The 23,768-nt window shown below is 70.7% G+C and carries 18 protein-coding genes; 12 read left to right on the top strand and 6 right to left on the bottom strand.

Annotation, left to right across the window (positions count from 1 at the left end; all coding sequences use genetic code 11):
• Positions 1 to 8: 8 nt before the first annotated feature.
• The 11 genes from OTB19_RS05510 to OTB19_RS05460 all read left to right on the top strand — a co-directional run bounded on the left by OTB19_RS05510 (position 9) and on the right by OTB19_RS05460 (position 14,883).
• Positions 9 to 665: a DUF3000 domain-containing protein gene (locus OTB19_RS05510; RefSeq protein ID WP_053684722.1), complete on the top strand. Its 657-nt coding sequence runs from the start codon at positions 9 to 11 to the stop codon at positions 663 to 665.
• 298 nt (positions 666 to 963) lie between these two features.
• A complete protein-coding gene (locus tag OTB19_RS05505; RefSeq protein ID WP_007267191.1) occupies positions 964 to 1,626 on the top strand; it encodes a helix-turn-helix transcriptional regulator in 663 nt (220 codons plus the stop codon).
• A 181-nt stretch (positions 1,627 to 1,807) separates the two neighbouring features.
• Positions 1,808 to 3,088: a ribonuclease D gene (locus OTB19_RS05500; protein WP_267796864.1), complete on the top strand. Its 1,281-nt coding sequence runs from the start codon at positions 1,808 to 1,810 to the stop codon at positions 3,086 to 3,088.
• 228 nt (positions 3,089 to 3,316) lie between these two features.
• Positions 3,317 to 4,543, top strand: a complete 1,227-nt coding sequence (locus OTB19_RS05495) for a thiolase family protein (RefSeq protein ID WP_267796862.1) — start codon at positions 3,317 to 3,319, stop codon at positions 4,541 to 4,543.
• Positions 4,540 to 6,678 (top strand): 3-hydroxyacyl-CoA dehydrogenase NAD-binding domain-containing protein, encoded by a 2,139-nt coding sequence (locus OTB19_RS05490; RefSeq protein WP_267796861.1) that lies wholly within the window; start codon positions 4,540 to 4,542, stop codon positions 6,676 to 6,678. Before OTB19_RS05495 ends, OTB19_RS05490 begins: the two co-directional genes overlap by 4 nt.
• Positions 6,679 to 6,830: 152 nt before the next feature.
• On the top strand, positions 6,831 to 7,883 hold the full coding sequence (locus OTB19_RS05485; protein ID WP_267796860.1) for a signaling protein: 1,053 nt from the start codon (positions 6,831 to 6,833) through the stop codon (positions 7,881 to 7,883).
• A gap of 160 nt (positions 7,884 to 8,043) precedes the next feature.
• The gene (locus OTB19_RS05480) at positions 8,044 to 10,038 is read left to right on the top strand and encodes a hypothetical protein (protein WP_267796859.1); all 1,995 of its coding nucleotides are present in this window, start codon (positions 8,044 to 8,046) and stop codon (positions 10,036 to 10,038) included.
• A 76-nt stretch (positions 10,039 to 10,114) separates the two neighbouring features.
• Entirely contained in the window at positions 10,115 to 11,620 is a 1,506-nt protein-coding gene (locus tag OTB19_RS05475) for a bifunctional cytidylyltransferase/SDR family oxidoreductase (RefSeq protein ID WP_267796858.1), read from the top strand.
• 2 nt (positions 11,621 to 11,622) lie between these two features.
• Positions 11,623 to 12,468, top strand: coding sequence for a rhamnogalacturonan acetylesterase (locus tag OTB19_RS05470; RefSeq protein ID WP_267796857.1), 846 nt, complete (start codon positions 11,623 to 11,625; stop codon positions 12,466 to 12,468).
• Positions 12,465 to 13,277, top strand: a complete 813-nt coding sequence (locus OTB19_RS05465; protein WP_267796856.1) for an Ig-like domain-containing protein — start codon at positions 12,465 to 12,467, stop codon at positions 13,275 to 13,277. The genes OTB19_RS05470 and OTB19_RS05465 overlap by 4 nt, the downstream gene beginning before the upstream one ends.
• Before the next feature lie 16 nt (positions 13,278 to 13,293).
• Positions 13,294 to 14,883, top strand: coding sequence for a glycosyltransferase family 2 protein (locus OTB19_RS05460; protein ID WP_267796855.1), 1,590 nt, complete (start codon positions 13,294 to 13,296; stop codon positions 14,881 to 14,883).
• On the opposite strand, the gene OTB19_RS05455 is transcribed toward OTB19_RS05460, so the two are convergent.
• On the bottom strand, positions 14,853 to 16,028 hold the full coding sequence (locus OTB19_RS05455; protein ID WP_267796854.1) for a hypothetical protein: 1,176 nt from the start codon (positions 16,026 to 16,028) through the stop codon (positions 14,853 to 14,855). The genes OTB19_RS05460 and OTB19_RS05455 overlap by 31 nt on opposite strands.
• A gap of 130 nt (positions 16,029 to 16,158) precedes the next feature.
• On the opposite strand from OTB19_RS05455, the gene OTB19_RS05450 reads away from it, so the two are divergent.
• Entirely contained in the window at positions 16,159 to 17,250 is a 1,092-nt protein-coding gene (locus tag OTB19_RS05450) for an LCP family protein (protein ID WP_267796853.1), read from the top strand.
• 47 nt (positions 17,251 to 17,297) lie between these two features.
• Here OTB19_RS05450 and OTB19_RS05445 read toward each other — a convergent pair whose 3' ends face one another.
• From OTB19_RS05445 to OTB19_RS05425, 5 genes are all read right to left on the bottom strand, one after another.
• On the bottom strand, positions 17,298 to 17,795 hold the full coding sequence (locus OTB19_RS05445; RefSeq protein ID WP_267796852.1) for a GNAT family N-acetyltransferase: 498 nt from the start codon (positions 17,793 to 17,795) through the stop codon (positions 17,298 to 17,300).
• A gap of 56 nt (positions 17,796 to 17,851) precedes the next feature.
• Positions 17,852 to 19,369, bottom strand: coding sequence for an amino acid permease (locus tag OTB19_RS05440; RefSeq protein WP_267796851.1), 1,518 nt, complete (start codon positions 19,367 to 19,369; stop codon positions 17,852 to 17,854).
• A 116-nt stretch (positions 19,370 to 19,485) separates the two neighbouring features.
• A complete protein-coding gene (gene dxs / locus OTB19_RS05435; protein ID WP_267796850.1) occupies positions 19,486 to 21,402 on the bottom strand; it encodes a 1-deoxy-D-xylulose-5-phosphate synthase in 1,917 nt (638 codons plus the stop codon).
• Positions 21,403 to 21,652: 250 nt separating this feature from the next.
• A complete protein-coding gene (locus tag OTB19_RS05430) occupies positions 21,653 to 22,942 on the bottom strand; it encodes a sugar ABC transporter permease (RefSeq protein ID WP_385642081.1) in 1,290 nt (429 codons plus the stop codon).
• A gap of 26 nt (positions 22,943 to 22,968) precedes the next feature.
• A complete protein-coding gene (locus OTB19_RS05425) occupies positions 22,969 to 23,757 on the bottom strand; it encodes an ATP-binding cassette domain-containing protein (protein WP_053684862.1) in 789 nt (262 codons plus the stop codon).
• Positions 23,758 to 23,768 lie beyond the last annotated feature (11 nt).

Genomic DNA, 23,768 nt, shown 5'->3' with positions numbered 1-23,768 from the left:
TTCCCCGCATGGCTGCGGCTCAGGGACGATTTTCAGATGGCGCTGACGGTGTGGACAGCGCGAAGGAGAGCTCCGTCCCGCTCCCGTTCCGGCGGGCGGTCGACGGCTTGAAGAAGGCGCGGTTGCGGCAGGGGATCGAGATCGACCCCACCAAGCCGCCGCAGAGACTGGCCCCGTACGCCTACGCGCTGGAGGCGGCGGTCGTCGACGGCGAGGACGACCTGGCCGACGGCCGGCTGATCCTGTTGCACGATCCGTCCGGGCACGACGCCTGGCAGGGCACCTTCCGCCTGGTGACGCTGGTACGGGCGGAACTGGAGCCGGAGATGGCCGCGGACCCGCTTCTCCCCGAGGTGTGCTGGTCCTGGCTGACGGGGGCGCTGGAGGCGCGCGGGCTGACGTACGGCGAGCCCAGCGGGACGGTGACCATGGCGAGCTCGCACTATTTCGGCGGGCTCTCGGAGCGGCGACCGGCCACCCAGATCGAGATCAGGGCCTCGTGGACGCCGCGCGAGGGGGTGGGCGGGGTGCCGGACACCTCGGCCCATCTGTCGGCCTGGTGCGAGCTGCTGTGTCAAATCGCGGGGCTGCCGCCGGTCGGCCCCACGGACACCGTCACCGGTGTGGTGTCCCTGCCACAGCGGCGCGGTCCGCACCACCCGTAGGCGAGGGGCCGGCCGGCCGCACCGAAGGCCCCGTCCGGGGCTCCCCCGGGGCGACGCCCCGGGTCGGGTCGACCGATCGAGCCCGCATCGGAGTGCCAGAACGTGCATTCGTTGCGGGCTTCTGATCATCCATTGATCGATCGTGCGTCCGAATTGCCCGAATTGTTACTCACCAAATCGTGATCATTCCCTAAAGCCGGGCGGGTGACGTGCCGAAGGAGTCAATGACCATCAGCACGGAGCGCACCGGCTTCCTTCCCCCGGCCGAGACGTTCCGCCACTCCCCCAGGAGGCCTAGGTGTCCGTTCTTCTCGAGCAGCCCGCAAGCCTGGTCGCCTACCGCCCGAACAAGCCGACGGCCATGGTCGTCGTGGCCGACCCGCGCGTCCGTTCCACCGTGACCCGCCATCTGTGGGCCCTCGGAGTACGTGATGTGATCGAGGCTTCGTCCATCGCGGAGGCCCGCCCCCGCGTCGGCAGCCCGCGCGACATCTGCGTGGCCGACGTACACCTGCCCGACGGCTCCGGTCTCACCCTGCTCTCCGAGACCCGTGCCGCCGGCTGGCCGAACGGCCTGGCCCTGTCCGCCGCCGATGACATCGGCGCCGTCCGCAACGCCCTCGCGGGCGGAGTGAAGGGCTACGTCGTCACCGGCACCCGGACCAACATCGGGCTCCCCACCCGGCCCGGCGCCGCCCCCATCGGTGCCGCCGCCGCCCGCATGCACCGCCGCCCCCCGGGTGCCCCGAGCCACCCGGGCGGCTACCGAGAGCTCTCCGGCCGCGAGGTCGAGGTCCTGCGCCTCGTCGCGGAGGGCCAGTCCAACAAGGCCATCGGCGTCTCGATGGGCCTGTCCGCACTGACCGTGAAGTCCCACCTCGCCCGGATCGCCCGCAAGCTGGGCACCGGCGACCGGGCCGGGATGGTCGCCGTCGCCCTGCGGACCGGAATCATCCACTGACCCCGCCCGGTGGCTCCCGGGGGACGTCCCGGGGGGACCCCCGGGACACGTCCGAGCCCACCCCGTCACCCGCCTCCCGTCGCACCCCGACTTCGCCCCCGCGCCACCCGGTCTCACCCTCGCGCCCGTCGCCGGAACGTTCCGGCGACGGGCGCGCCACATCCACGGATACCCTTGACCGGTGACCGACGCCCAAGAGACCGCAGCACACCTGCGCACCACCACCGGGGGCGGCCCCCCGGACGAAGAGGTTTCGTCCGATGGGTTGCCCGTTCCCTTGCTGGAGCCCCGCGAGGGCATCCCCCCGGTGGTCGACGACGCGGAGTCCCTCGCCGAGGTGGTCGCGGCCTTCGCCGCGGGCACCGGCCCCGTCGCCGTCGACGCCGAGCGCGCCTCCGGCTACCGCTACGGGCAGCGCGCCTACCTGGTGCAGTTGCGCCGCGAAGGCGCGGGATCGGCGCTGATCGACCCGGTCGGCTGCCCCGACCTCTCCAGCCTGGGCGAGGCGCTGTCCGGGACCGAGTGGATCCTGCACGCCGCCACCCAGGACCTGCCGTGCCTGCGCGAAATAGGCATGGCCCCCACCTCTTTGTTCGACACCGAACTGGCGGGCCGCCTGGCGGGCTTCCCGCGGGTCGGGCTCGGCGCGATGGTCGAGAGCGTGCTCGGCTACACGCTGGAGAAGGGCCACTCCGCCGTCGACTGGTCCACCCGCCCCCTCCCGGAGCCGTGGCTGCGCTACGCCGCGCTGGACGTGGAACTGCTGGTGGACCTGCGGGACGCCCTGGAGAAGGAACTGGACCGGCAGGGCAAGCTGGACTGGGCCCACCAGGAGTTCGACGCCATCGCCTCCGCTCCGCCCGCGCCCCCGCGCAAGGACCCGTGGCGCCGTACCTCCGGCATGCACAAGGTGCGCCGACGCCGGCAGATGGCCGTCGTGCGCGAGCTGTGGGAGTCCCGCGACCGGATCGCGCAGCGGCGTGACGTGTCTCCCGGCAAGGTGCTGGGGGACGCGGCGATCGTCGAGGCCGCGCTGGCCATGCCGCTCAACGCGAGCGCGCTTTCCGCCCTTCCCGGCTACGGGCAGCGGATGGGCCGACGCCAGTTGGAGCAGTGGATGGCCGCCGTGGACCGGGCCAAGGCGCTGCCCGAGAACGAACTGCCGCAGCCGGGCGCCACCCTGGCGGGTCCGCCGCCGCCGCGTTCCTGGGCCGACAAGGACCCGGCCGCCGCCGCCAGGCTCTCGGCGGCCCGGGCCGCCGTCACGGCGCTGGCCGAGGGGCTGAACCTGCCCCAGGAGAACCTGATCACCCCCGACACGGTCCGCAGGCTGTGCTGGGAGCCGCCGCAGCGCCTGGAGGCCGACACGGTGTCCGAGGCCCTGGCGGCCCACGGCGCCCGCCCCTGGCAGGTCGAGCAGGTGACCCCGGCGCTGGTCGAGGCGCTCGCCACCACCGACTGACCTCCTCGTCGACGAAGGAAGCCCCCCGGCCGCGGCCGGGGGGCTTCCTTCGTCGACGGCCACCGGTGCCGGCCGATGGCGGGAGTGTGACCTTCGCCGCTCCTCCCGGAGAGGGTGTGCACATTGGTTACCCGCAAGTAGCATGGGGCAGGTGAGCGGGCGCTCAGCAAACAACGCCGACCGCGCCCCCGCGCAGCAGTGCACACCCGCACCTGGAGGAGAGCCAACGTGCCTCGTACCGTCAGGGACGTCGTCTTCGTCGACGGCGTCCGCACCCCGTTCGGCAAGGCGGGCCCGAAGGGCATCTACAACGGGACCCGCGCCGACGATCTCGTCGTCAAGGCGATCCGGGAGCTGCTGCGCCGCAACCCGGACCTGGACCCCGCGAAGATCGACGAGGTCGCCATCGCCGCGACCACGCAGATCGGTGACCAGGGTCTGACCCTGGGTCGCACCGCCGGCATCCTGGCGGGCCTCCCGCAGTCCGTGCCCGGCTACTCCATCGACCGCATGTGCGCCGGCGCGCTGACCGCCGTGACCGCCGTCGCGGGCGGCGTGGCCTTCGGCGCGTACGACGTCGCCCTCGCCGGCGGTGTCGAGCACATGGGTCGCCACCCCATGGGCGAGGGCGTCGACCCGAACCCGCGCTTCGTCTCCGAGAAGCTGGTCGACGAGTCCGCCCTGTTCATGGGCATGACCGCCGAGAACCTGCACGACCGGTACCCGACGATCACCAAGCTCCGCGCCGACGAGTACGCCGTGCGCTCGCAGGAGAAGGCCGCCAAGGCGTACGCCGACGGCAAGATCCAGCAGGACCTGGTCCCGATCTCGGTGCGCAACACCAACGAGGCCGCCGGCGAGACGGGCTGGGGCCTGGTCACCACCGACGAGCCGATGCGTCCGGGCACCACGCTGGAGAACCTGGCCGGCCTGAAGACCCCGTTCCGTACCCACGGCCGGGTCACCGCGGGCAACGCCGCCGGTCTCAACGACGGTGCCACCGCCGCGATCATCGCGTCCGAGGACTTCGCCCGGGAGAACAACCTCCCGGTCAAGATGCGCCTGGTCGCGTACTCCTTCGCGGGTGTCGAGCCGGAGGTCATGGGCTACGGCCCGATCCCGGCCACCGAGAAGGCCCTGGCGCAGGCCGGCCTGACGATCGATGACATCGGTCTCTTCGAGGTCAACGAGGCGTTCGCGGTCCAGGTCCTCGCGTTCCTGGAGCACTACGGCATCGCCGACGACGACTACCGTGTGAACCAGTACGGCGGCGCCATCGCCTTCGGTCACCCGCTCGCCTCCTCCGGCGTCCGTCTGATGACGCAGCTGGCCCGCCAGTTCGAGGAGCAGCCGCACGTCCGCTACGGCCTGACCACCATGTGCGTCGGCTTCGGCATGGGCGCCACGGTCATCTGGGAGAACCCGAACTTCAACGCCGAGGGAGACTCCAAGTGAGCACCACCGCTGAGCTCCTGAAGGGCGCGGCCGAGCTGTTCCCGGACGAGGTCGTCACGTCCGCGCACGTCCGCCACCTGGACCTGCCGTTCGGCGCCGGGCGCTTCGCGCTCATCACGCTGGACAACGGCTTCGACCACACCAAGCCGACCACCTTCGGCCCCCAGTCCCTCGCCAACCTGAACGCGGCGATCGACCAGGTCGAGCAGGAGGCCCTCGCGGGCTCCATCGTCGGCGCGGGCATCACCGGCAAGCCGTTCATCTTCGCGGTCGGCGCCGACCTCAAGGGTGTCGAGCTGCTGAAGAAGCACGACGAGGCGCTCGCCATCGGCAAGGGCGGCCACGACGTGTTCAAGCGCCTGTCGGCGCTGGCCGTCCCGTCCTTCGCGTACTACAACGGCGCGGCGATGGGCGGCGGTGTCGAGGTCGGTCTGCACTGCACCTACCGCACCGTCTCCAAGGCCATCCCCGCCTTCTCGCTGCCCGAGGTCTTCCTCGGCCTGGTACCGGGCTGGGGCGGCTGCGCCCTGCTGCCGAACCTGATCGGCGCGGACCGCGCGGTCTCGGTGATCATCGAGAACTCGCTGAACCAGAACCGCCAGCTCAAGGGCAAGCAGGTCTTCGAACTGGGCATCGCCGACGCCCTGTTCGAGGGTGCCGACTTCCTGGAGCAGTCACTGATCTGGACGGCCAACGTCCTGAACGGCGCCACCGAGGTCGTACGGGCCGACGTGGACCGCGCCGAGGGCTGGGACGCGGCGATCGCCCGCGGCCGTGCCATCGCGGACTCCAAGGTCCACGGCGCGGCCCCGGCCGCCTACCGCGCGCTGGAGATCATCGAGGCGGCCAAGGACGGCGACCTGCAGAAGGGCTTCGACGCCGAGGACGCGGCCCTGGCCGACCTCATCATGGGCGGCGAACTGCGCTCCGGCATCTACGCCTTCAACCTGGTCCAGAAGCGCGCCAAGCGCCCGGCCGGCGCCCCGGACAAGTCCCTGGCCCGTCCGGTCACCAAGGTCGGCGTCGTCGGCGCGGGCCTGATGGCCTCGCAGCTGGCGCTGCTCTTCCTGCGCCGCCTTGAGGTGCCGGTGGTCCTCACCGACATCGACCAGGAGCGCGTGGACAAGGGTGTGGGCTACGTCCACGCCGAGATCCAGAAGCTGCTCGGCAAGGGCCGCATCAACCAGGACAAGGCCAACCGCCTGACCGCCCTGGTGAGCGGTGTCCTGGACAAGGCCGAGGGCTTCGCGGACGCGGACTTCATCATCGAGGCCGTGTTCGAGGAGATGTCCGTCAAGCAGAAGGTGTTCGCGGAGGTCGAGGCGGTCGCCCCGGCGCACGCGATCCTCGCCACCAACACCTCCTCGCTGTCGGTCTCCGAGATGGCCTCGAAGCTCCGGCACCCGGAGCGCGTGGTCGGCTTCCACTTCTTCAACCCCGTCGCGATCCTCCCGCTGCTGGAGATCGTCCGTGGTGAGCAGACCGACGACGCCTCGCTGGCCACGGCCTTCGGTGTCGCGCGGAAGCTGAAGAAGACCGCGGTCCTCACCAAGGACGCCCCGGCGTTCGTGGTGAACCGCATCCTGACCCGCTTCATGGGCGAGATCCAGAACGTCATCGACGAGGGCACCCCGGTGGTCACCGCCGAGAAGGCGATCGAGCCGCTCGGCCTGCCGATGTCCCCGCTGGTGCTGCTGGAGCTCGTGGGTCCGGCCATCGGGCTGCACGTCTCCGAGACCCTGAACCGCGCCTTCCCGGAGCGCTTCACCGTCTCCCCCAACCTCAAGCGGGTCGTCGAGGCGGGCAAGCGCGGGTTCTACGTCTACCACGCGGAGAACGGCTTCAAGCCGGAGCTCGACCCCGAGGTCGCCGCGCTCCTGGTCCAGGGCGACAGTGTCCTGACCGAGGAGCAGGTCCGCGACCGCGTCCTGGACGCGGTGGCGCAGGAGATCGGCCTGATGCTGGAGGAGGGTGTCGTGGCCGAGGCCCAGGACATCGACCTCTGCCTCATCACCGGCGCCGGCTGGCCCTTCCACCTGGGCGGCGTGACGCCGTACCTGGACCGTGAGGGCGTCTCGGAGCGGGTGAACGGCAAGAGGTTCCTCGCCCCGGGCCTGGCGAGCGTCCCGGTCTGACCGTCGCGTCCCCGACGCGCATGACGGACGCCCGTCCCCCGAGAGGGGGCGGGCGTCCGCCGTTTCCGCCGACTCCGCCGTTGGCGGGGTCGCGCGGGGTCTTGCGCGGGGGCGGCGACGTCGGCCCGCACGAGGGCCGGCAGAATGTCTGCATGGCGGATGACACGACACTTTTCAGCCGCCGGACCCTGATGTTCGGCGGCGGCGCGGTCGCCGCCGGGTTGGCCGCGAGCGGCCTGACGTGGGCGCTCTCGTCGGAACCGGACGAGCCCGCCCGGGAGGAACCCGACCCTCAGCCTACGGCCGGCGACTTCGACATGCGGACGGGCGCCGAACTGCTGGCACCGACGCCGCTATTCAATACGACGGGTCCGCAGTCGTTCGCCTTCGACGATGCCAACGGTTTGGTCTACACCCTTCAGACCATTCAGAGCGACATACGCCTGGACGACGAGTCTGAGCCGTTGACTTCCGGCGACCGAAAGACCGCCGGCGATATGTGTCTGACCAGGATGAGCAGTACGGGGATATCCCTCGGGCACATGTATCTCCGCGGCTTCGGGCACGGAATTTCCTTCGGTGTCGAGCCCGTCGGGAAGCACACCTACATATGGGTGGAGAGCAGGCCCGACGCGGACAGCGGCTACGGGACCCAGGTCGCCCGCGTGCTGTTCGACGACGGTGGCGTGGTCGACGGGTCCGACCGGCGGGTGCCGCACTACGATCCGGTCCCGGGCGCGGCCGACGTCTCCCCCGCCCTCGACCTGGCCGGCGGTCGCGTGCTGGTGAGCCATGAGATCGACGGGGAACACCGGCTGTCCGTGTACCGGATGGCGGACTTCCTCGCCGGGCGCTTCGACCCCGTGCACTCCGTGCGGGCCGGTGTCCAGGTGAAGGAAGAGGAGTGGTTCCAGGGCTGCGCCCTGCACGGGAACTTCGTCTACATCCTCACCGGCCGCCCGTACACGGCCAAGGACGGGAACAATCCGCGGAAGTCCGGCGGGAACACGCACGTCTCGGCGATCGACATCCGTACGGGACGGGCCCAGGGCCGGCACAAGGTGACCGTGGCGCCGGATCTTCCCTTCCGGGAACCGGAGGGAATGGCGATCGGCTCCGCGGATTCCCGTCCCGCATTGTGCGTGGGCTTTTCCATCAAGGCCGAGGACCGGCGCGAGCTGACGGTGTATCGCTTTACGGGGTGAAGAATCGGACCTTGAGGGACGAAGGCCACAGGTGTACCCACAAGGGCCACCAATCATTGGCCCGAGCGTCACCTCGCGTTCTTAACTCGTCCATACGGCTGCTTATACTACTGCGACACTTCCGCCGAAACTCAACACCTCCACGGGGAGGCCTTCCACGATGGGCCCCAAACGACTGCACGCCGTCACCGGCGTTCTGATCAGCGCCGGGCTCATCCTCAGCTTCCTCGGGATGATGGCGGCGGTCGCGACCGTCTCCCTGCCGATGTTCGCTTACTGCGCGGCCCTCAGCTACGCGGCCGACCTGATGCTGCACAGCACCGAGTCGACCACCCTGGAGCGGCTGCGCGACTCGCGTTTCGGCCTGACCATGCGCTTCCTGATCCGGCAGTTCCTGCTGCTGGGCCTGTGCGGGGCCATCGCCGACATCGAGTCGTTCGTGGCGCAGATGACGACCATCGGTCTGCTCCTCCTGTTCATCCTGCAACTCGCGTACGGCGCCCTCCTCAAGCACGTCCGCAAGCAGCGCAACGAACTGCCGTTCACCACCCGCGGGCTGGACCTGGACGCGCTGGGCATCCGCCGCATGCCGCACCCGTTCCTGGTGGACAAGCACGTCCGCAAGACGCTGCACCTGGACATCCCCCTGGTGGCCGGGGCCCTCGCCACCATCGCGACCGACAACTGGCGCTGGGTCACGTACGGGATGATCACCACGGTCTTCCTCGCCTACCTGTCCCTGCTGGTGCTGCTGCCCGACGCGCGCAACGCGCTCAAGCTGCCGACCACCGACGAGGCCATCGACGAGCTGAACCACCAGCTGGCCGAATACCGTCCCCAGGTGGCGCTCTACTTCACCTTCGCCGCCATCTCCAAAGACTTCATGTACCAGGTGAACATGTGGCTGGAGGCCCTGGAGGCCCTGGAGCTGCGCCCCCTCATCGTGCTGCGCGAGCGGGCCACCCTGCGGTACCTGGACGCCACGTCGGTTCCCGTCATCTGCGTGCCCAAGGCGGACAACCTCGCGCGCATCGAGATGCACGAACTCCGCGTCGCCCTCTACCCCGGCAACGCGGGCAAGAACGTGCACATGCTCCAGCGCGCCGAGGTCAAGCACGTCTTCATCGGCCACGGCGACAGCGACAAGCTCGCCAGCAGCAACCGCGTCAGCAAGGTCTTCGACGAGATCTGGGTGGCCGGCCGGGCCGGTCGCGACCGCTACGAGCGCATCAAGCACGCGGTGACGCACAACCAGATCGTCGAGGTCGGCCGCCCCCAGCTGATGCCCCTGCACCGCTGGACGGGCCGGGCCGTCAACCCCGTGCCCACCGTCATCTACGCCCCCACCTGGGAGGGCTGGACCGACGACGCCTGCTACACCTCGGTGCTGCCGGCCGGCGAGAAGCTGATCCGGGCGCTGCTCGACCACGAGCTCGACATCCGGGTGATCTACAAGCCGCACCCGCTGACCGGCTCCCGCTCGCCGCAGGCCGCCGCCGCGCACCGACGCGTCATCGCCCTCCTGGAGGAGGACAACGCCCGGCGCTTCGGCCGCAACGTGAGCGACTCCAAGGCCGCCAGCCGGAAGCTGGCCCGCCTCGACCAGCGCATCGCCGACCTCTCCGAGCGCGGTGTCCGTTCCCCGTTCCCCGACCTCACCGAAGAGGAGCGGACCGCCCGCATCCGGCGCACCCGCAACCAGGCCGGGGCCCTGTACTGGAGCGCGATGCCCGACGCCGCGCACCACGTGGTGACCGGCCGGATCCCCGCGCTGTACGACTGCTTCAACCATTCCGACCTGCTCATCGGCGACATGTCGAGCGTGGTGTCCGACTTCGTCGCCACCCTCAAGCCGTACGCGATCTTCAACCTCGACGGTCTGCCGGACCAGGAGTTCCGCAACGAGCAGCGCACGGCGTACGCCTCGTACCTGCTCGACGCCGACTGCAACGGCCTGTCCGAGGCGATCGAGGCGATGCTCAACCCGGCCGAGGACCACATGGCCCCCTACCGGGAGCAGCTCAAGGAGTACCTCCTCGGCGCGGAGTACCCGCCGTCGGTCGTTCGCTTCAACGACGCCGCGAACGACCTCTACCGACGTGGAGTCGCCGACTTCCCGATCGAGTACCCGGAGCCGGCGCCCTTCCCCGCCTAGCCGGCGCACCCTTACACGGCCGCATCACACCCGCACGGCCGTGGCCCCATCCCCAGCCCAGAGGAAGAAGGAGACCGTGCCGTCCAGTACCACCCCCCGCCGTACCATCGCCGTTGTTCTCGCAGGGGGGACCGGCCAACGCATCGGGCTCGAGATACCGAAGCAACTGCTCAAGATCGCCGGAAAGCCGATCCTGGAGCACACGCTGCACATCTTCGAGTCCGCGGCCGACGTGGACGAGGTCCTCCTCCTCATGACGCCCGACCACGTGGAGGAGGCCCGCCGGATCGTCGAGAACGCGGGCCTGACCAAGGTCTCCCGGGTGCTGGCCGGCGGGTCGACGCGGAGCGAGACCACTCGCATCGCCATCGCCGCCGCCTCGCAGGGACGTGAGGCCGACGAGAACGTCAACCTGCTCTTCCACGACGCCGTGCGCCCGCTGCTCTCGCAGCGCGTGGTCCGCGAGTGCGTCGAGTCCCTGGAGCGCTACCAGGCCGTCGACGTGGCCATCCCGTCGTCCGACACCGTGATCGTGACGCGCACCCACGGGGACGACGGCGAGTTCATCACCGAGGTTCCGGACCGCTCCCGGCTGCGCCGGGGCCAGACCCCCCAGGGCTTCCGGCTGGCCACGATCCGCAGCGCGTACGAGCGGGCGGCCGCCGACCCGTTCTTCCAGGCCACCGACGACTGCTCCGTGGTCGTCAAGTACCTGCCCGACGTACCCGTCCACGTGGTCACGGGCGACGAGTACAACATGAAGGTCACCCAGCCGGTCGACGTGTTCATCGCCGACAAGCTGTTCCAGCTCGCCTCGCACGCCGCACCCGCGCACGCCGACGAGGCCGCCTACCGCGAGCAGCTGTCCGGCAAGACGATGGTGGTGTTCGGCGGCTCGTACGGGATCGGCGCCGACATCGCGCGGATCGCCGAGAGCTTCGGCGCCCGGGTCTTCGCCCTGGGGCGTTCCACCACCGGCACCCACGTGGAGAACCCCGACCACGTCGAGGCGGCGCTGGCCGAGGCGTACGCGCAGACCGGCCGGATCGACCACGTGGTGAACACCGCGGGCGTGCTGCGGGTCGGCCGCCTCGACGAGACGGACGACGACACGATCCGGCAGGCGCTGGAGGTCAACTACCTGGCCCCCGTGCAGATCGCGCGGGCCGCCCACAAGTACCTCGGCAAGACCGAGGGGCAGCTGCTGCTGTTCACCTCCAGCAGCTACACCCGGGGCCGCGCGAACTACAGCCTGTACTCGTCGGCGAAGGCCGCCATGGTCAACCTGACGCAGGCGCTGGCCGACGAGTGGGCCGAGGACCACATCCGGGTGAACTGCGTGAACCCGGAGCGCACCGCCACCCCGATGCGCGTCAAGGCCTTCGGCGAGGAGCCGACCGGTTCCCTGCTGAGCTCCGAGGCGGTGGCGCTGACCTCGCTGGACGTCCTGCTGTCCACGATGACCGGACACGTCGTCGACGTGCGCCGGCAGGACCCGACGACCAACGCGGCGCAGCGGTCGGCCTTCGAGGCGGCGCTGGCGGCGGTCCTGGTCCAGACGGCCGGGGACGAGGGAGTCTAGGCGTGACGTACGCACCCGGACCGGGCCAGGAGCAGCACCGCCCGAGGATCTTCGTGGCGGGCGGCTCGAACGCGGTCGACCGGCCCTTCAGCTTCCTGCCGATGGCGGGCTGGACCCAGGCGCTGCCGCTGTTCCTCCACGAGGCGGTGGAGGTGGTGAACTGCTCCCGGGCGCGCGCCAGCTCCAAGAGCTTCCGGGAGCGCGGCCGGCTCCAGTGGATCCTGGACACCATGCGGCCGGGTGACTACCTGCTCTTCGGGTTCGGGCAGACGGACTGGAAGCCGGACCCCGGGCTGCACACCGAGCCGTTCTCCACCTTCCTGGAGCACATGACGGCGTACGTCCACGGGACCCGCGAGCGCGGTGCGCACCCGGTGATCCTGCTGCCGTACGAGCGGCGGCGGATCGACCGGCACGGCAACGTCGCGCGCTTCCTCGGGGACTACCCGGTCGCCGCGCGACAGTTGGCCGAGGACGAGCACGTTCCGGTCGTCGACCTGTACGAGCAGAGCCTCCAGTGGTGGGAGGAACTCGGGCCGGAGGCCTCCAAGGCCGTCTTCACCTACCTGCGGCCGGGCGAGCCCCTCCAGGAGCACGTGCTGGACGGGGACAACGTGCACCTGCGGGCCGAGGGCGCGATCGAGTGCGCGCGCTTCATCGCCCGCAGCATGCTGGAGCAGGGCGTGATCCCCGCGCACTGGGGCCGTGACCTCGACCGGACCCGTTTCTCGTACGAGGAACTGGGCTGGCTGGACGAGGAGACCTTCTGGCACCGCACCAAGACCCGTGTGTCGAAGATGCCGGGGGCCCCGGCCGGCGCCCCCGCGAACAAGGAGTCCGGCGCGTGAACCACCTCCTCGGCCGGGGCCGGGCCCTCGGCTCGGATCCCTCCCAGGGCGCCGCCTACGCGGGCCTGTACTCCTCGGCGGACCCGCGACTCGGCGTGGCCCCCGGCGAGGTCGTCCAGTTCGGCCTCTCGGTCGCGGTGGACCGGACGGGCTCGCGCGGCTGCGCGTACCTCCTGGCGGCCCCGCTGACCGCCGCCGGCGAGATCGTCGGCCTCCAGGGGCTGGAGTACTTCCCCCGGCAGCGCTGGTTCCGGGTGCGCGCGGAGGCGGGTGAGACCGGTACCGGTGTCCTGCAGCTGCGGGCCGCCGAGAACGCCAAGGCCCCCCGGATCCGTCCCCAGATCATGGTGGGCGTCCCGGACGCGACCGGACGCAAGATGGTCCGTACGGCCCGACTCGACACTCAGGCCCTGCCGTTGCGCCGGCCCGCCGCGCGCGGCCTGCGCATCGCGACCGAGCCGAACACCCCCGGCGCGGTGCACGTGCTGTCGGGCGCGCCCGCGGGGTCCGCGGCGGTCTCCGTGACCCGGCCGGGTCACGGAGACGCGCAGCTGTCGTACGACGGGTGGGTGACCTACACGCCCGACCCGGGCTTCGTCGGGTACGACCGCTTCGCGTACGTGGTGGGCACCCCCGGGGCGGGCGAGCAGACCTCGCACGTCAACGTCTTCGTCGGCGAACTCGCCGCCACGCCGGGCGCGTTCCCGGAACACACGACGGACGTCGCCTTCCGCCCCTGGCAGTGGCCCGAACTGACCGGCGAGATGCCGTGGCCCGTGCCCGCGCCCCAGCGGTCCCCGCAGAACTGAAGAGGATCACTCGACCATGAACACAGCCGTCGTGAACGTCATCGACGTGACGGTCGCCGTCCGGGTCCGCGATCAGGCCGCCGAACTCGACGCCTGTCTGGCCTCCCTCGTCGGGCAGTCGATCGGCACGGACCGGCTGGAGATCATCGCCGTCGACGACGGGTCCACGGACGACAGCGGATCCGTCCTGGCCAGGGCCGCGCACCAGTACCCCTTCCTGCGCATGGGCCTGGTCACCCACGGGCAGAGCCCGGCGGCGGCCCGCAACTGGGCGCTGAGTCAGGTGCGCGGACGGTACGTGATCTTCCTGGAGGCCTGCGACCGGCTGGCGCCCGACGCGTTGGAACGGATGGTCACGGCGGCGGACACCAACGAGGCCGACGTGGTGCTCGGCAAGTTGGAGAGCTCGGGCCGGCACACCGTCGCGACGTCGATGTTCCGCAAGAACCAGCCCTACACGGACGTGGACGCCTCCCGCGTCTACTGGTCGCTGACCCCGGACAAGCTGTTCCGCACCAGCATGCTCCAGCGGCGCGGGCTGGCCTTCCCCACCGACATGCTGATCGGCGACGACCAGGCCTTCACCGCCGCCGCGTTCATCGGGGCGGACAACGTCTCCGTCGTCGGCGACGCGACCTGTGTGGTCAAGGGGGCCTCGCCCGCCTCCCCGGCGGGGCTCGCGGATCGGGTGGCCCTGGTCTCGCGGATGCTGGCGCTGGTCGACGCCCAGGTGCCGGAGGGGCCGCGCCGGGACCGCCTGCACTCCCGCCACCTGGAGGTGGAGCTCGGCAAGGCGACCGCGGCCGCGCTGTTGTCCGCCACGGATCCCACGGAGGCCGAGCAGGCCCTGTGGGCGGCGGCCGAGGTGCTGCGGACCCAGGCCCGTGCGGGGGCGCTCGCGCTGCTGCCGCGCACGCTCGCGGTGCGGTTCGCGCTGCTGGCGCAGGGCAGGATCGCCGAGGCCCGGTCGATGGCCGCCTTCGAGGCGGACAAGAACCGGCCGGGCGTCCGCAAGACCGTGGAGGGTGGCCGGGTGTACACCGGGCTGCCGTTCTTCCGCGATCCGCAGGTCGGCCTGCCGGACGAACTCTTCGACATCACCGACGACATGACGGTCAGTCACGAGTTGCAGAAGCTCCGCTGGGACGGGGCGATGCTGCTGCTCGACGGGTACGGGTTCTTCGAGCAGTTGTCGACGAAGGAGCGGGCCACCCGCGTGGTGCTGCGGGAGCGGACCACCGGCGCCCAGGAGACGTACGCCGTGACCGCGCGGCGGGACGACACCCTCACCAACGCCAAGGGCAACGCGCGGGCGATGGGCCGTTTCTCGGCCCGGATCAACCTGGCGCAGACCGCGATCGGCCGGCCGCTCCCGCCGGGCATCTGGGAGGTCCACCTCGCCGTGAGTTTCGAGGGAGTGTCCCGAGAGGTGCGGCTCGGCCCGAAGCGGGCGGCCGAGGTGGACCCGACGGCCCGGATGCCGGTCCGCGTCGCCGCCTCGCCCGACGCCCCGGAGACGGAGCTGGTGGCGACGCCGTTCTACACCGAGACGGGCGGCTTGTGCGTCGAGGTCGCTCAGCGCTTCCCGGTACCGGGTCGCGGCTGAGGGGACCCGACGGTGTCCCAGGGGCCGAACACCAGCCCCTGGGCCGGGTCCTGTCGCGTGAGGACGAGCGCGCCGTCGCGGTCGAAGGCGGCCACCACGATCCGCCCGGCCGCGTCGACGGCGGGCTGGGGGGTCAGCGCGCCGTGGCCGCCGAGGGAGGCCCGCCAGGTGCCGTAGGCCTCGTTCTCGGTGACGTAGGCGGTGAGTTCGACGCCGCCGTCCGCACCGATGTGCGTGAGGACCGTGCAGTCGTAGCCGCCGAGCATCGTGCGGACCACGCCCGGCGCGCCCCGGCCGCCGGCGTCGCCGAGGCCCACCAGTGTTCCCTGGAGCCCCTGTTCGCCGGCGCGCCAGGCGACCAGCGAGCCGTCGCCCGGGTAGCGCCAGAAGTACGTCACCCGGCGGGGGCCCGTCTCGCACACCGCGGTCGTGCCGGGGACCACGGGGGACGGCACCCGGTCGGCGTGCCGGAACCGGCCCTGTCCGGCGCCCGTCCAGCGGTCGGCGCCGGCGGGGCCGAGGGCGAGCAGTTCCAGCGGGCCGCCCACGGGCATCAGCGGGGTGACCTCGCCCTCGTAGGGGTCCGGGGACAACTGCTTCCAACCACCCCACACGCCCTCGGCGTTGCGGCTGCACCGCAGGATGCCCCCGTGGCGCAGGGACACCAGCACGTGCACGGAGCCGGAGCGCTGGTTGACGGCGACGCGGGGCGGGCCGGTCGGCACGTCGTCGGTGGGGCCGCCGCGGACGTGGGGAACACCGAGGCCACGCCAATCGGTGAGGGCGCGGCCTGACTGGAACTGGGTGGAGACGGCGATCTCCGGTCTGCCCGAACCGTCCCGGGCGGTGACCGGCGCGGCGAAGTGGACATATCCCTCACGGCTTCGGGCCATGGCCGCGGAGCCGGTCCACCCGGGAACCTCGAACCTCTCCGGGCCCGTCCACCCGGAGGCAGGGGCGGCGGCCTCGGTCCAGCGCAGCAGTCCGTCCGGCCCGCAGGCGTAGGCCGTCAGGCGGCCGTCGCCGCCCGTGAACAGCCATGTTCCGGCCGGGGGTCGGACCGGCGGAAGGGCCGGTCGGCCCGCGTCGCCGGACGCCGCGCCGCGCGCGGAGAAAGCCGTCCGACCGGCGCTGTTGCCTCGCATCACGCCGTCCATCCGCCCTTCCGTCGAGTGCTGTCCGTCGTTCCTCCGACGGCCTTTCACCGAAAAGGACCAGCCACTCGAAAGCGTGTCCTATGATTCACCCCATCTATAATAGAAGGGCTCCGCCTCCATGATTGACCGGCCCTCGGCACCGGCCCCGGCCTCCTCCCCTGTCTCCCGGCGAAAGCCGCGACGCGGCAGGCGCGTCCTGTGGATCGTGCTCTCGGTGGCGGCCCTGCTCGTCCTCGCGGTCGGCGGCGCCGGCTGGTGGACCTACAGCCACCTCAACTCGAACATCTCCAGCGTCGACCTGAACCAGGCGATCGGCGACAACCGCCCGAAGAAGGTCGTCGAGAACGCCCAGAACGTGCTGGTCCTCGGGTCCGATTCACGGGCCGGGGCCAACGGCGACCTCGACCACGGCGACGTCAGCGGCGCCCGCTCCGACACCGCCATGCTGGTGCACATACCCGAGGGCCGCTCCAGGGCCACCGCGGTGAGCATCCCCCGCGACACCCTGATCAGCCGGCCCGAGTGCAAGGACAACGACGGCGGCACCGCGCCCGCCGCGAAGCGGGTCATGTTCAACTCGGTCTACTCCCTCGGTGGCCCCGCCTGCGTCGTGAAGACCGTGGAGCAGATGTCCGGAGTCCGCGTGGACCACTTCGTCGAGGTGGACTTCGCCGGCTTCAAGGGCCTGGTCGACGCCCTCGGCGGGGTCACCGTCACCCTCGACCAGCCGATGAGCGGCGCCAAGGGCGGCCTCAAGCTCGACGCGGGCACGCACCGGCTGAACGGCACCGACTCGCTGAAGTTCGTCCGGACCCGCTACGGCTACGGCGACGGCAGCGACCTCGGACGCATCGGCCTCCAGCAGCAGTTCATGCTCGCCATGCTGTCGGAGATCAAGAAGCAGGACGCCCTCGGCAACCCGGCCCGGCTGTACAAGCTGGCCGACGCGGGAACCAAGTCGCTGACCACCGACTCCGATCTGGCGTCCCTCACCGCGCTGTCCGACTTCGCGCGGAGCATGAAGGCCGTGGACCCGGCGACGATGGAGACCATCATGCTGCCGGTGGCCTACGACAAGGTCGACCCGAACCGCGTGGTCGTCGCCGAACCGCAGGCCGGCCAACTGTGGGAGGCCCTGCGCACCGACCAGAAGGTCCCGGCCTCCGCGAAGAAGTCCCCCGCCAAGGGCGGCACGGCCGCCAAGCCGTAGCCGCGTCGGGCCGGGCGAGGCTCCGACGACACTCCTGGACGACGCCCCTAGCGCAGTACCGTGCGCCAGTCGTTGCTCGTCTCCCAGTGGCCCGGGGGGTACTCGAACGGGACCTCGCCCAGCAGGACGAAGCCGGCCTTGCGGCAGACGGCGTTCGACGCCCCGTGGTCGACGGGCGGGAAGGCGTGCAGGTGGCGGCGCGTGCCGTGCGTGGCCGCGTGGGCGATGAGGGTGCGGGCCGCGGCCGCGGCCAGGCCGCGGCCCTGGTGCTCGGGCAGGATGCCCCAGCCCGTCTCGTAGACCTCCTCGTCCTTCCAGGTGCGCTCCCAGAAGCCGATGCTGCCCACGCTCTCCCCGTCGGCGACGACGCGGAACATCCGGCCGGCCGCGGGCTCCCGGGCGCTGAGCGCCAGGTAACGGCTCTGCCGGTCGCGGAGCTTGGCCTCGGTCTCCGGGCCGCCGAGGTGTGCGGTCATGACCGGCTCGTTCTTGCGGAGCAGCAGCCAGTGGTCGTCTTCCGCCCAGGCTTCCAACGTGATCTTCATGGCGCCCAGGCTAATCGTGGGACGCGCCGCGGGACAGGGTCGTACGAGGATGACCTCTAGCGCTGTTCCTCGTGGTGCGGGTCGAGGCCCACGCCCTCGCCCCGGCCCAGTCGGCTGTGCTTGCGCCCGTACAGGTAGTACACGGCGATGCCGATGAGCATCCACACGACGAACCGCAGCCAGGTCTCGGCCGGCAGGTTGAGCATCAGCCACACCGAGGCGGCGATCGACACGATCGGCACGAACGGCACCCACGGGGTCCGGAAGGCCCGGTGCAGGTCCGGGCGGCTCCGGCGCAGGATGATCACGCCGAGGGCGACGACCACGAAGGCGAACAGGGTGCCGATGTTCACCAGGGTGGCCAGTTCGTTGATGCTGGTGAATCCGGCGACGATCGCGATGATCACACCGAGCAGGATCGTCGGCCGGTACGGGGTGCGGAACCGCGGGTGCGTGCGCGAGAAGAAGCGCGGCAGCAGGCCGTCACGGCTCATCGCGAAGAACACGCGGGTCTGACCCAGCAACAGGATCATGCAGACCGTGGTCAGGCCCACCGCGGCGCCGAAGCTGATGATGCCTCCGTACACCGGATGTCCGGCGGATTTGAAGGCGTCGGCCAGCGGCGCGCTCACCGACAGTTCGGTGTAGTGCTGCATGCCGGTCACCACGAGGGAGACCGCCACGTACAGCACCGTGCAGATCAGCAGCGAGCCGAGGATGCCGCGCGGCATGTCGCGCTGCGGCAGTTTGGTCTCCTCGGCGGCGGTGGCGACCACGTCGAAGCCGATGAAGGCGAAGAACACGACGGAGGCCGCGGTGAAGATGCCCATGACGCCGAAGTTGGTCGGCTCGTAGCCGAAGATCAGCTGGACCAGTGGCGCGTCGAATCCCGCGCCGCCCTCCTGGGGCACCGCCTCCGGGATGAACGGCTTGTAGTTGCTGCCCGTGATGAAGAACAGGCCCGCGATGATCACGATGAGCACCACCGTGACCTTGATCGCCACGACGATCGCGGTGATGCGCGCGGACAGCTTCACGCCGATGACGAGGACCACCGTCAGGACCAGGACCAGCAGGAACGCGAGCAGGTCGAAGGTGCCGCCCGGCACGTCCGGCCCCTCCAGGGCCGCGGGTAGATGGATGCCGGCGTTGTCCATCAACGAACGGACGTACCCGGACCAGCCGACCGCGACGACCGCGGTGCCCAGCGCGAACTCCAGCACCAGGTCCCAGCCGATGATCCAGGCGGGAAGCTCGCCGATCGAGGCGTAGGAGAAGGTGTACGCCGAACCGGCGACCGGGACGGTCGAGGCGAACTCGGCGTAGCACAGGGCGGCGAGCCCACACACGATGCCGGCGGCCACGAACGCCAGGGCGGTGGCCGGGCCGGCGTTCTCCTTGGCGACCTTGCCGGTGAGGACGAAGATGCCGGTGCCGATGATGACACCGACGCCGAAGACCATCAGGTCCCAGGAGGAGAGCGACTTGCGGAGGGCGTGTTCGGGCTCCTCCGTGTCGCGGATGGACTGTTCCACCGACTTGGTGCGGAAAGGACTGTTGCGATCCGTGCTCACCGACGCACCTCCGAAAGGTGACGCGTACGCGAAACGGGCCGGGAGGCCCACCCTTAAAGGGTGATCTCCCGGCCCGTCGGACGCAACCGCGCGTCGGGGGCTCGACGGCCCGTCGACTAGTCGACGGTGGCGGCCGGCTCGCTGTCGTAGCGCCCGTCCAGCTTGGCGACCAGGCCGGTCACCTGCCGGGCGATGTCCGGGGCGGTCAGGCCGATCTCGGCCAGGATCTCCTTGCGCAGCGCGTGGTCGAGGAAGCGCTGCGGGATGCCGAAGTCCCGCAGCGGTACGTCGACGCCCGCGTCCCGCAGGGCCTGCGAGACGGCGGCGCCCACGCCGCCGGTGCGGCCGTTGTCCTCGACGGTGACGACGACCCGGTGCCGCTCCGCGAGCGGAGCCAGGGCCTCGTCCACGGGCTTGACCCAACGGGGGTCGACCACGGTCGTGGAGATGCCCTGCTTGTCCAGCAGATCGGCGATCTCCAGGCACATCGGGGCCAGGGCGCCGACGGAGACGAGCAGTACGTCCGGACGGGTGACCTCGGGGGCCGGGGTGCGCAGTACGTCCATGCCGCCGATCCTGCCGACGGCCGGCACGGCCGGGCCGACGACTCCCTTGGAGTAGCGCACGACGGTCGGCGCGTCCTTGACCTCGACGGCCTCGCGCAGTTGGGCGCGCAGCTGCTCGGCGTCGCGCGGGGCGGCGAGCCGCAGGCCGGGCACGACCTGGAGGATCGACATGTCCCACATGCCGTTGTGGGAGGCGCCGTCGTCACCGGTGACGCCCGCGCGGTCCAGGACGAAGGTGACCCCGCACTTGTGCAGGGCGACGTCCATCAGCACCTGGTCGAAGGCGCGGTTGAGGAAGGTCGCGTACACGGCGAAGACCGGGTGGACCCCGCCGGTGGCCAGTCCGGCGGCCGAGGTGGCGCCGTGCTGCTCCGCGATGCCCACGTCGAAGATGCGCCCGGGGAAGGCGTCCGCGAACTTCTTCAGGCCGACGGGCTGGAGCATGGCCGCGGTGATCGCGACGATGTCCGCGCGCTCCTGTCCGAGCTTGACCATCTCGTCGGCGAAGACGGAGGTCCAGCTGGCGGCCGCCGTCTTGACCGGGAGGCCGGTGTCCGGGTGGATGACGCCGACCGCGTGGAAGCGGTCGGCCTCGTCCTGGACGGCCGGCTGGTAGCCGCGGCCCTTCTGGGTGAGGCAGTGCACGATGACCGGGCCGCCGAAGCGCTTGGCGCGCTGGAGCGCGGACTCCAGGGCCTCGATGTCGTGGCCGTCGATCGGGCCGACGTACTTCAGGCCGAGGTCCTCGAACATGCCCTGCGGGGCGATGAAGTCCTTGAGGCCCTTCTTGGCGCCGTGCAGGGTCTCGTAGAGCGGCTTGCCGACGACCGGCGTACGCTCCAAGAGGTCCTTGCCGCGGGCCAGGAAGCGCTCGTAGCCGTCCGTGGTGCGCAGGGTGGCCAGGTGGTTGGCGAGGCCGCCGATCGTGGGACCGTACGAGCGCTCGTTGTCGTTCACCACGATGACCAGCGGGCGGTCCTTGGCGGCGGCGATGTTGTTCAGCGCCTCCCAGGCCATGCCTCCGGTCAGCGCGCCGTCGCCGATGACGGCGGCGACGTGGTGGTCCTCGCGGCCCAGCACCTCGTTGGCCTTGGCCAGGCCGTCGGCCCAGCCCAGCACGGTGGAGGCGTGGGAGTTCTCGATGACGTCGTGCTCGGACTCGGCGCGCGAGGGGTAGCCGGACAGGCCGCCCTTGGTGCGCAGGCCGCCGAAGTCCTGGCGGCCCGTGAGCAGCTTGTGGACGTAGGCCTGGTGGCCCGTGTCGAAGAGGACCTTGTCCTTCGGCGAGTCGAAGACCCGGTGCAGGGCGATCGTCAACTCGACGACACCGAGGTTGGGGCCGAGGTGCCCGCCGGTCTTGGAGACGGCGTCGACGAGGAAGGACCTGATCTCGGCGGCGAGCTGTTCGAGCTCCTCCTGGCTGAGCCGGTCCAAATCGCGCGGTCCCTTGATGCGGGTCAGCAGCACCCGTGCCTCCTTGCAGTTGCTTGCTGGTCTGTCGAGTCTAATGTTCCGCTCGCGACGAGCATCATCGGGCGGTACCGGGTGGGTCACGCCTTTGTCATACCTGTACACCTGATCGCCAAATCACACATCCCAAACGGGTGTATACCCGCACAGTTGTACCCACGAATGTACGCACGAGCGCCCGGCACCACTGGAAGTGGCACCGGGCACTGTGACGGGTCTTACCGCCGGGTACTGCCTGGGACGAAGGTCAGGCGCGTCCGGCCGTCTTCTGGGTCTTGCGGGTGACCGAGTCGATCACGACCGTGGCCAGCAGGACCGCACCCGTGATCATGTACTGGATCGGGGTGGCGATGCCCTCCAGGGCCAGACCGTACTGGATGGAGGTGATGACCATGACGCCCAGGAGGGCGTTCCAGGTCCGGCCCCGGCCACCGAAGAGGCTGGTGCCGCCGATGACGGCCGCGGCGATCACGTTCATCAGCAGGTCGCCGGCGCCGGCGCTCTGGTTGGCGGCCGCGATCTTGGAGGCCCAGAAGAGCCCGCCGACGGCGGCGAAGGTGCCGGCGATGGCGAAGACCGTGATCCGCACCCGGTTCACGTTGATGCCGGCGCGACGGGAGGCCTCGACGCTGCCGCCGAGCGCGAACACCTGACGGCCGAAGGAGGTGCGGCGCAGGAGGAAGTCCGTGCCGACGAGGGCCAGCAGGAAGAGCACCACCGCGAGCGGCAGACCCTTGTACTGGTTGAACACGACGGCGGGACCGAAGGTGAACACCGCGAGGACGCCGGTGCGCAGCAGGATCTCGGTGAGCGGCCGGGCGGGGACGCCCGCGGCCTGCCGGCGCCGGTTGTCGAAGTAGGTGGCCAGGAAGTATCCGACCACGGCCAGGGCCGCGAGGCCGTAGCCGACCGCCACGTCCGAGAAGAAGTACGTGGTCAGCTGACCGACCACGCCCTCGGAGTCGAGGTTGATGGTGCCGTTGCTGCCGAGGATCTGCAGCATCGCGCCGGACCAGAACAGCAGGCCCGACAGGGTGACGGCGAAGGCCGGGGCGCCGATCCGGGCGAAGAAGAAGCCGTGGATCGCGCCGATGAGGGCGCCGCCCGCGACGGCGGCGAGGATCGCGAGCCACTCGTTCACGCCGTGGGTGACGGCGAGGACGGCGACGATCGCTCCCGACACACCACTGACCGAGCCGACCGAGAGGTCGATCTCGCCGAGCAGCAGCACGAAGATGATGCCGACGGCCATCATGCCGGTGGCGACCATCGTGATCGCGATGTTGGTCAGGTTCTCGGGGCCGAGGAAGTTCGAGTTCAGGCTCTGGAAGATGCTCCAGATGACGATCAGGCCGACGACGACCGGGAGGGATCCCAGGTCGCCCGCCTTCATCTTGCGGCCGAACTCGCTCAGGTAGCCGGCGAAGCCCTGCTCGCGCACGAGCAGGCGGGGGTCGACGGCCGGGATGGCGTCGGCCGCCGCCGCCGGGTTGACCGGGTCCACGTGCCCGACGCGGTCGGCCGGGCCCTTGTCCAGCGGTCCGGCGGCAGGGTTCTGGGTGCTCACTTGCGGGCCTCCCCGGTGCGGGCCGCCCGGCGGGTCACGGCGTTGTCCGTGGCACCGGTGATGGCGGAGATGATCTCTTCCTGCGAGGTGTCGGCGACACTGAAGACGCCGTTGTTGCGGCCGAGCCGCAGAACCGCCACCTTGTCGGCGACGGCCTTCACATCGGCCATGTTGTGGCTGATGAGGATGACGGCGTGACCGCGTTCGCGCAGCCGCTCCACCAGGTCGAGGACCTGTGCGGTCTGCTCGACGCCGAGGGCGGCGGTGGGCTCGTCGAGGATGACCAGCTTGGGCTCGCCGAGCATCGAGCGGGCGATCGCCACGGTCTGGCGCTGACCGCCGGAGAGCGAGGCGATCGGGATGCGGACACTGGGGATCCGGATCGACAGGGTGGTCAGGAGCTCGCGGGCGCGGCGCTCCATCTCCACCTCGTCGAGGATGCCGCGGCGCTTGAGCTCGCGGCCCAGGAAGAGGTTGCCGACGACGTCGATGTTGTCGCACAGCGCGAGGTCCTGGTAGACCGTCGCGATGCCCAGGTTCTGGGCGTCATGGGGCTTGCCGATCGAGACCGGGCGGCCCTCCCACTCGATGACCCCGTCATCGATGGGGTGCACGCCGGCGATGGTCTTGACCAGCGTGGACTTGCCGGCGCCGTTGTCGCCGACGAGGGCGACCACCTCGCCGGAGTGGATCTCGAGTTCTACGTCGGTCAGGGCCTGAACGGCGCCGAACCGCTTCGAGACCCCTCGCAACGCCAGCACGGGCGCAGCGGACACATGAACCATCTCCTTCGCCG

The organism is Streptomyces sp. H27-H5, assembly GCF_026627505.1.
Lineage (GTDB): Bacteria > Actinomycetota > Actinomycetes > Streptomycetales > Streptomycetaceae > Streptomyces.
Note: the sequence above shows the minus strand (reverse complement) of the source record. Positions and strands in the feature narration are given on the sequence as shown.

Excerpts from the sequence above, each read along its gene's own strand:
- OTB19_RS05425 (WP_053684862.1), bottom strand. The coding sequence starts at position 23,757 with ATGGTTCATGTGTCCGCTGCGCCCGTGCTGGCGTTGCGAGGGGTCTCG.
- OTB19_RS05460 (WP_267796855.1), top strand. The coding sequence starts at position 13,294 with ATGAACACAGCCGTCGTGAACGTCATCGACGTGACGGTCGCCGTCCGG.
- OTB19_RS05485 (WP_267796860.1), top strand. The coding sequence starts at position 6,831 with ATGGCGGATGACACGACACTTTTCAGCCGCCGGACCCTGATGTTCGGC.
- OTB19_RS05510 (WP_053684722.1), top strand. The coding sequence starts at position 9 with ATGGCTGCGGCTCAGGGACGATTTTCAGATGGCGCTGACGGTGTGGAC.
- OTB19_RS05450 (WP_267796853.1), top strand. The coding sequence starts at position 16,159 with ATGATTGACCGGCCCTCGGCACCGGCCCCGGCCTCCTCCCCTGTCTCC.
- OTB19_RS05480 (WP_267796859.1), top strand. The coding sequence starts at position 8,044 with ATGGGCCCCAAACGACTGCACGCCGTCACCGGCGTTCTGATCAGCGCC.
- OTB19_RS05455 (WP_267796854.1), bottom strand. The coding sequence starts at position 16,028 with ATGCGAGGCAACAGCGCCGGTCGGACGGCTTTCTCCGCGCGCGGCGCG.
- OTB19_RS05445 (WP_267796852.1), bottom strand. The coding sequence starts at position 17,795 with ATGAAGATCACGTTGGAAGCCTGGGCGGAAGACGACCACTGGCTGCTG.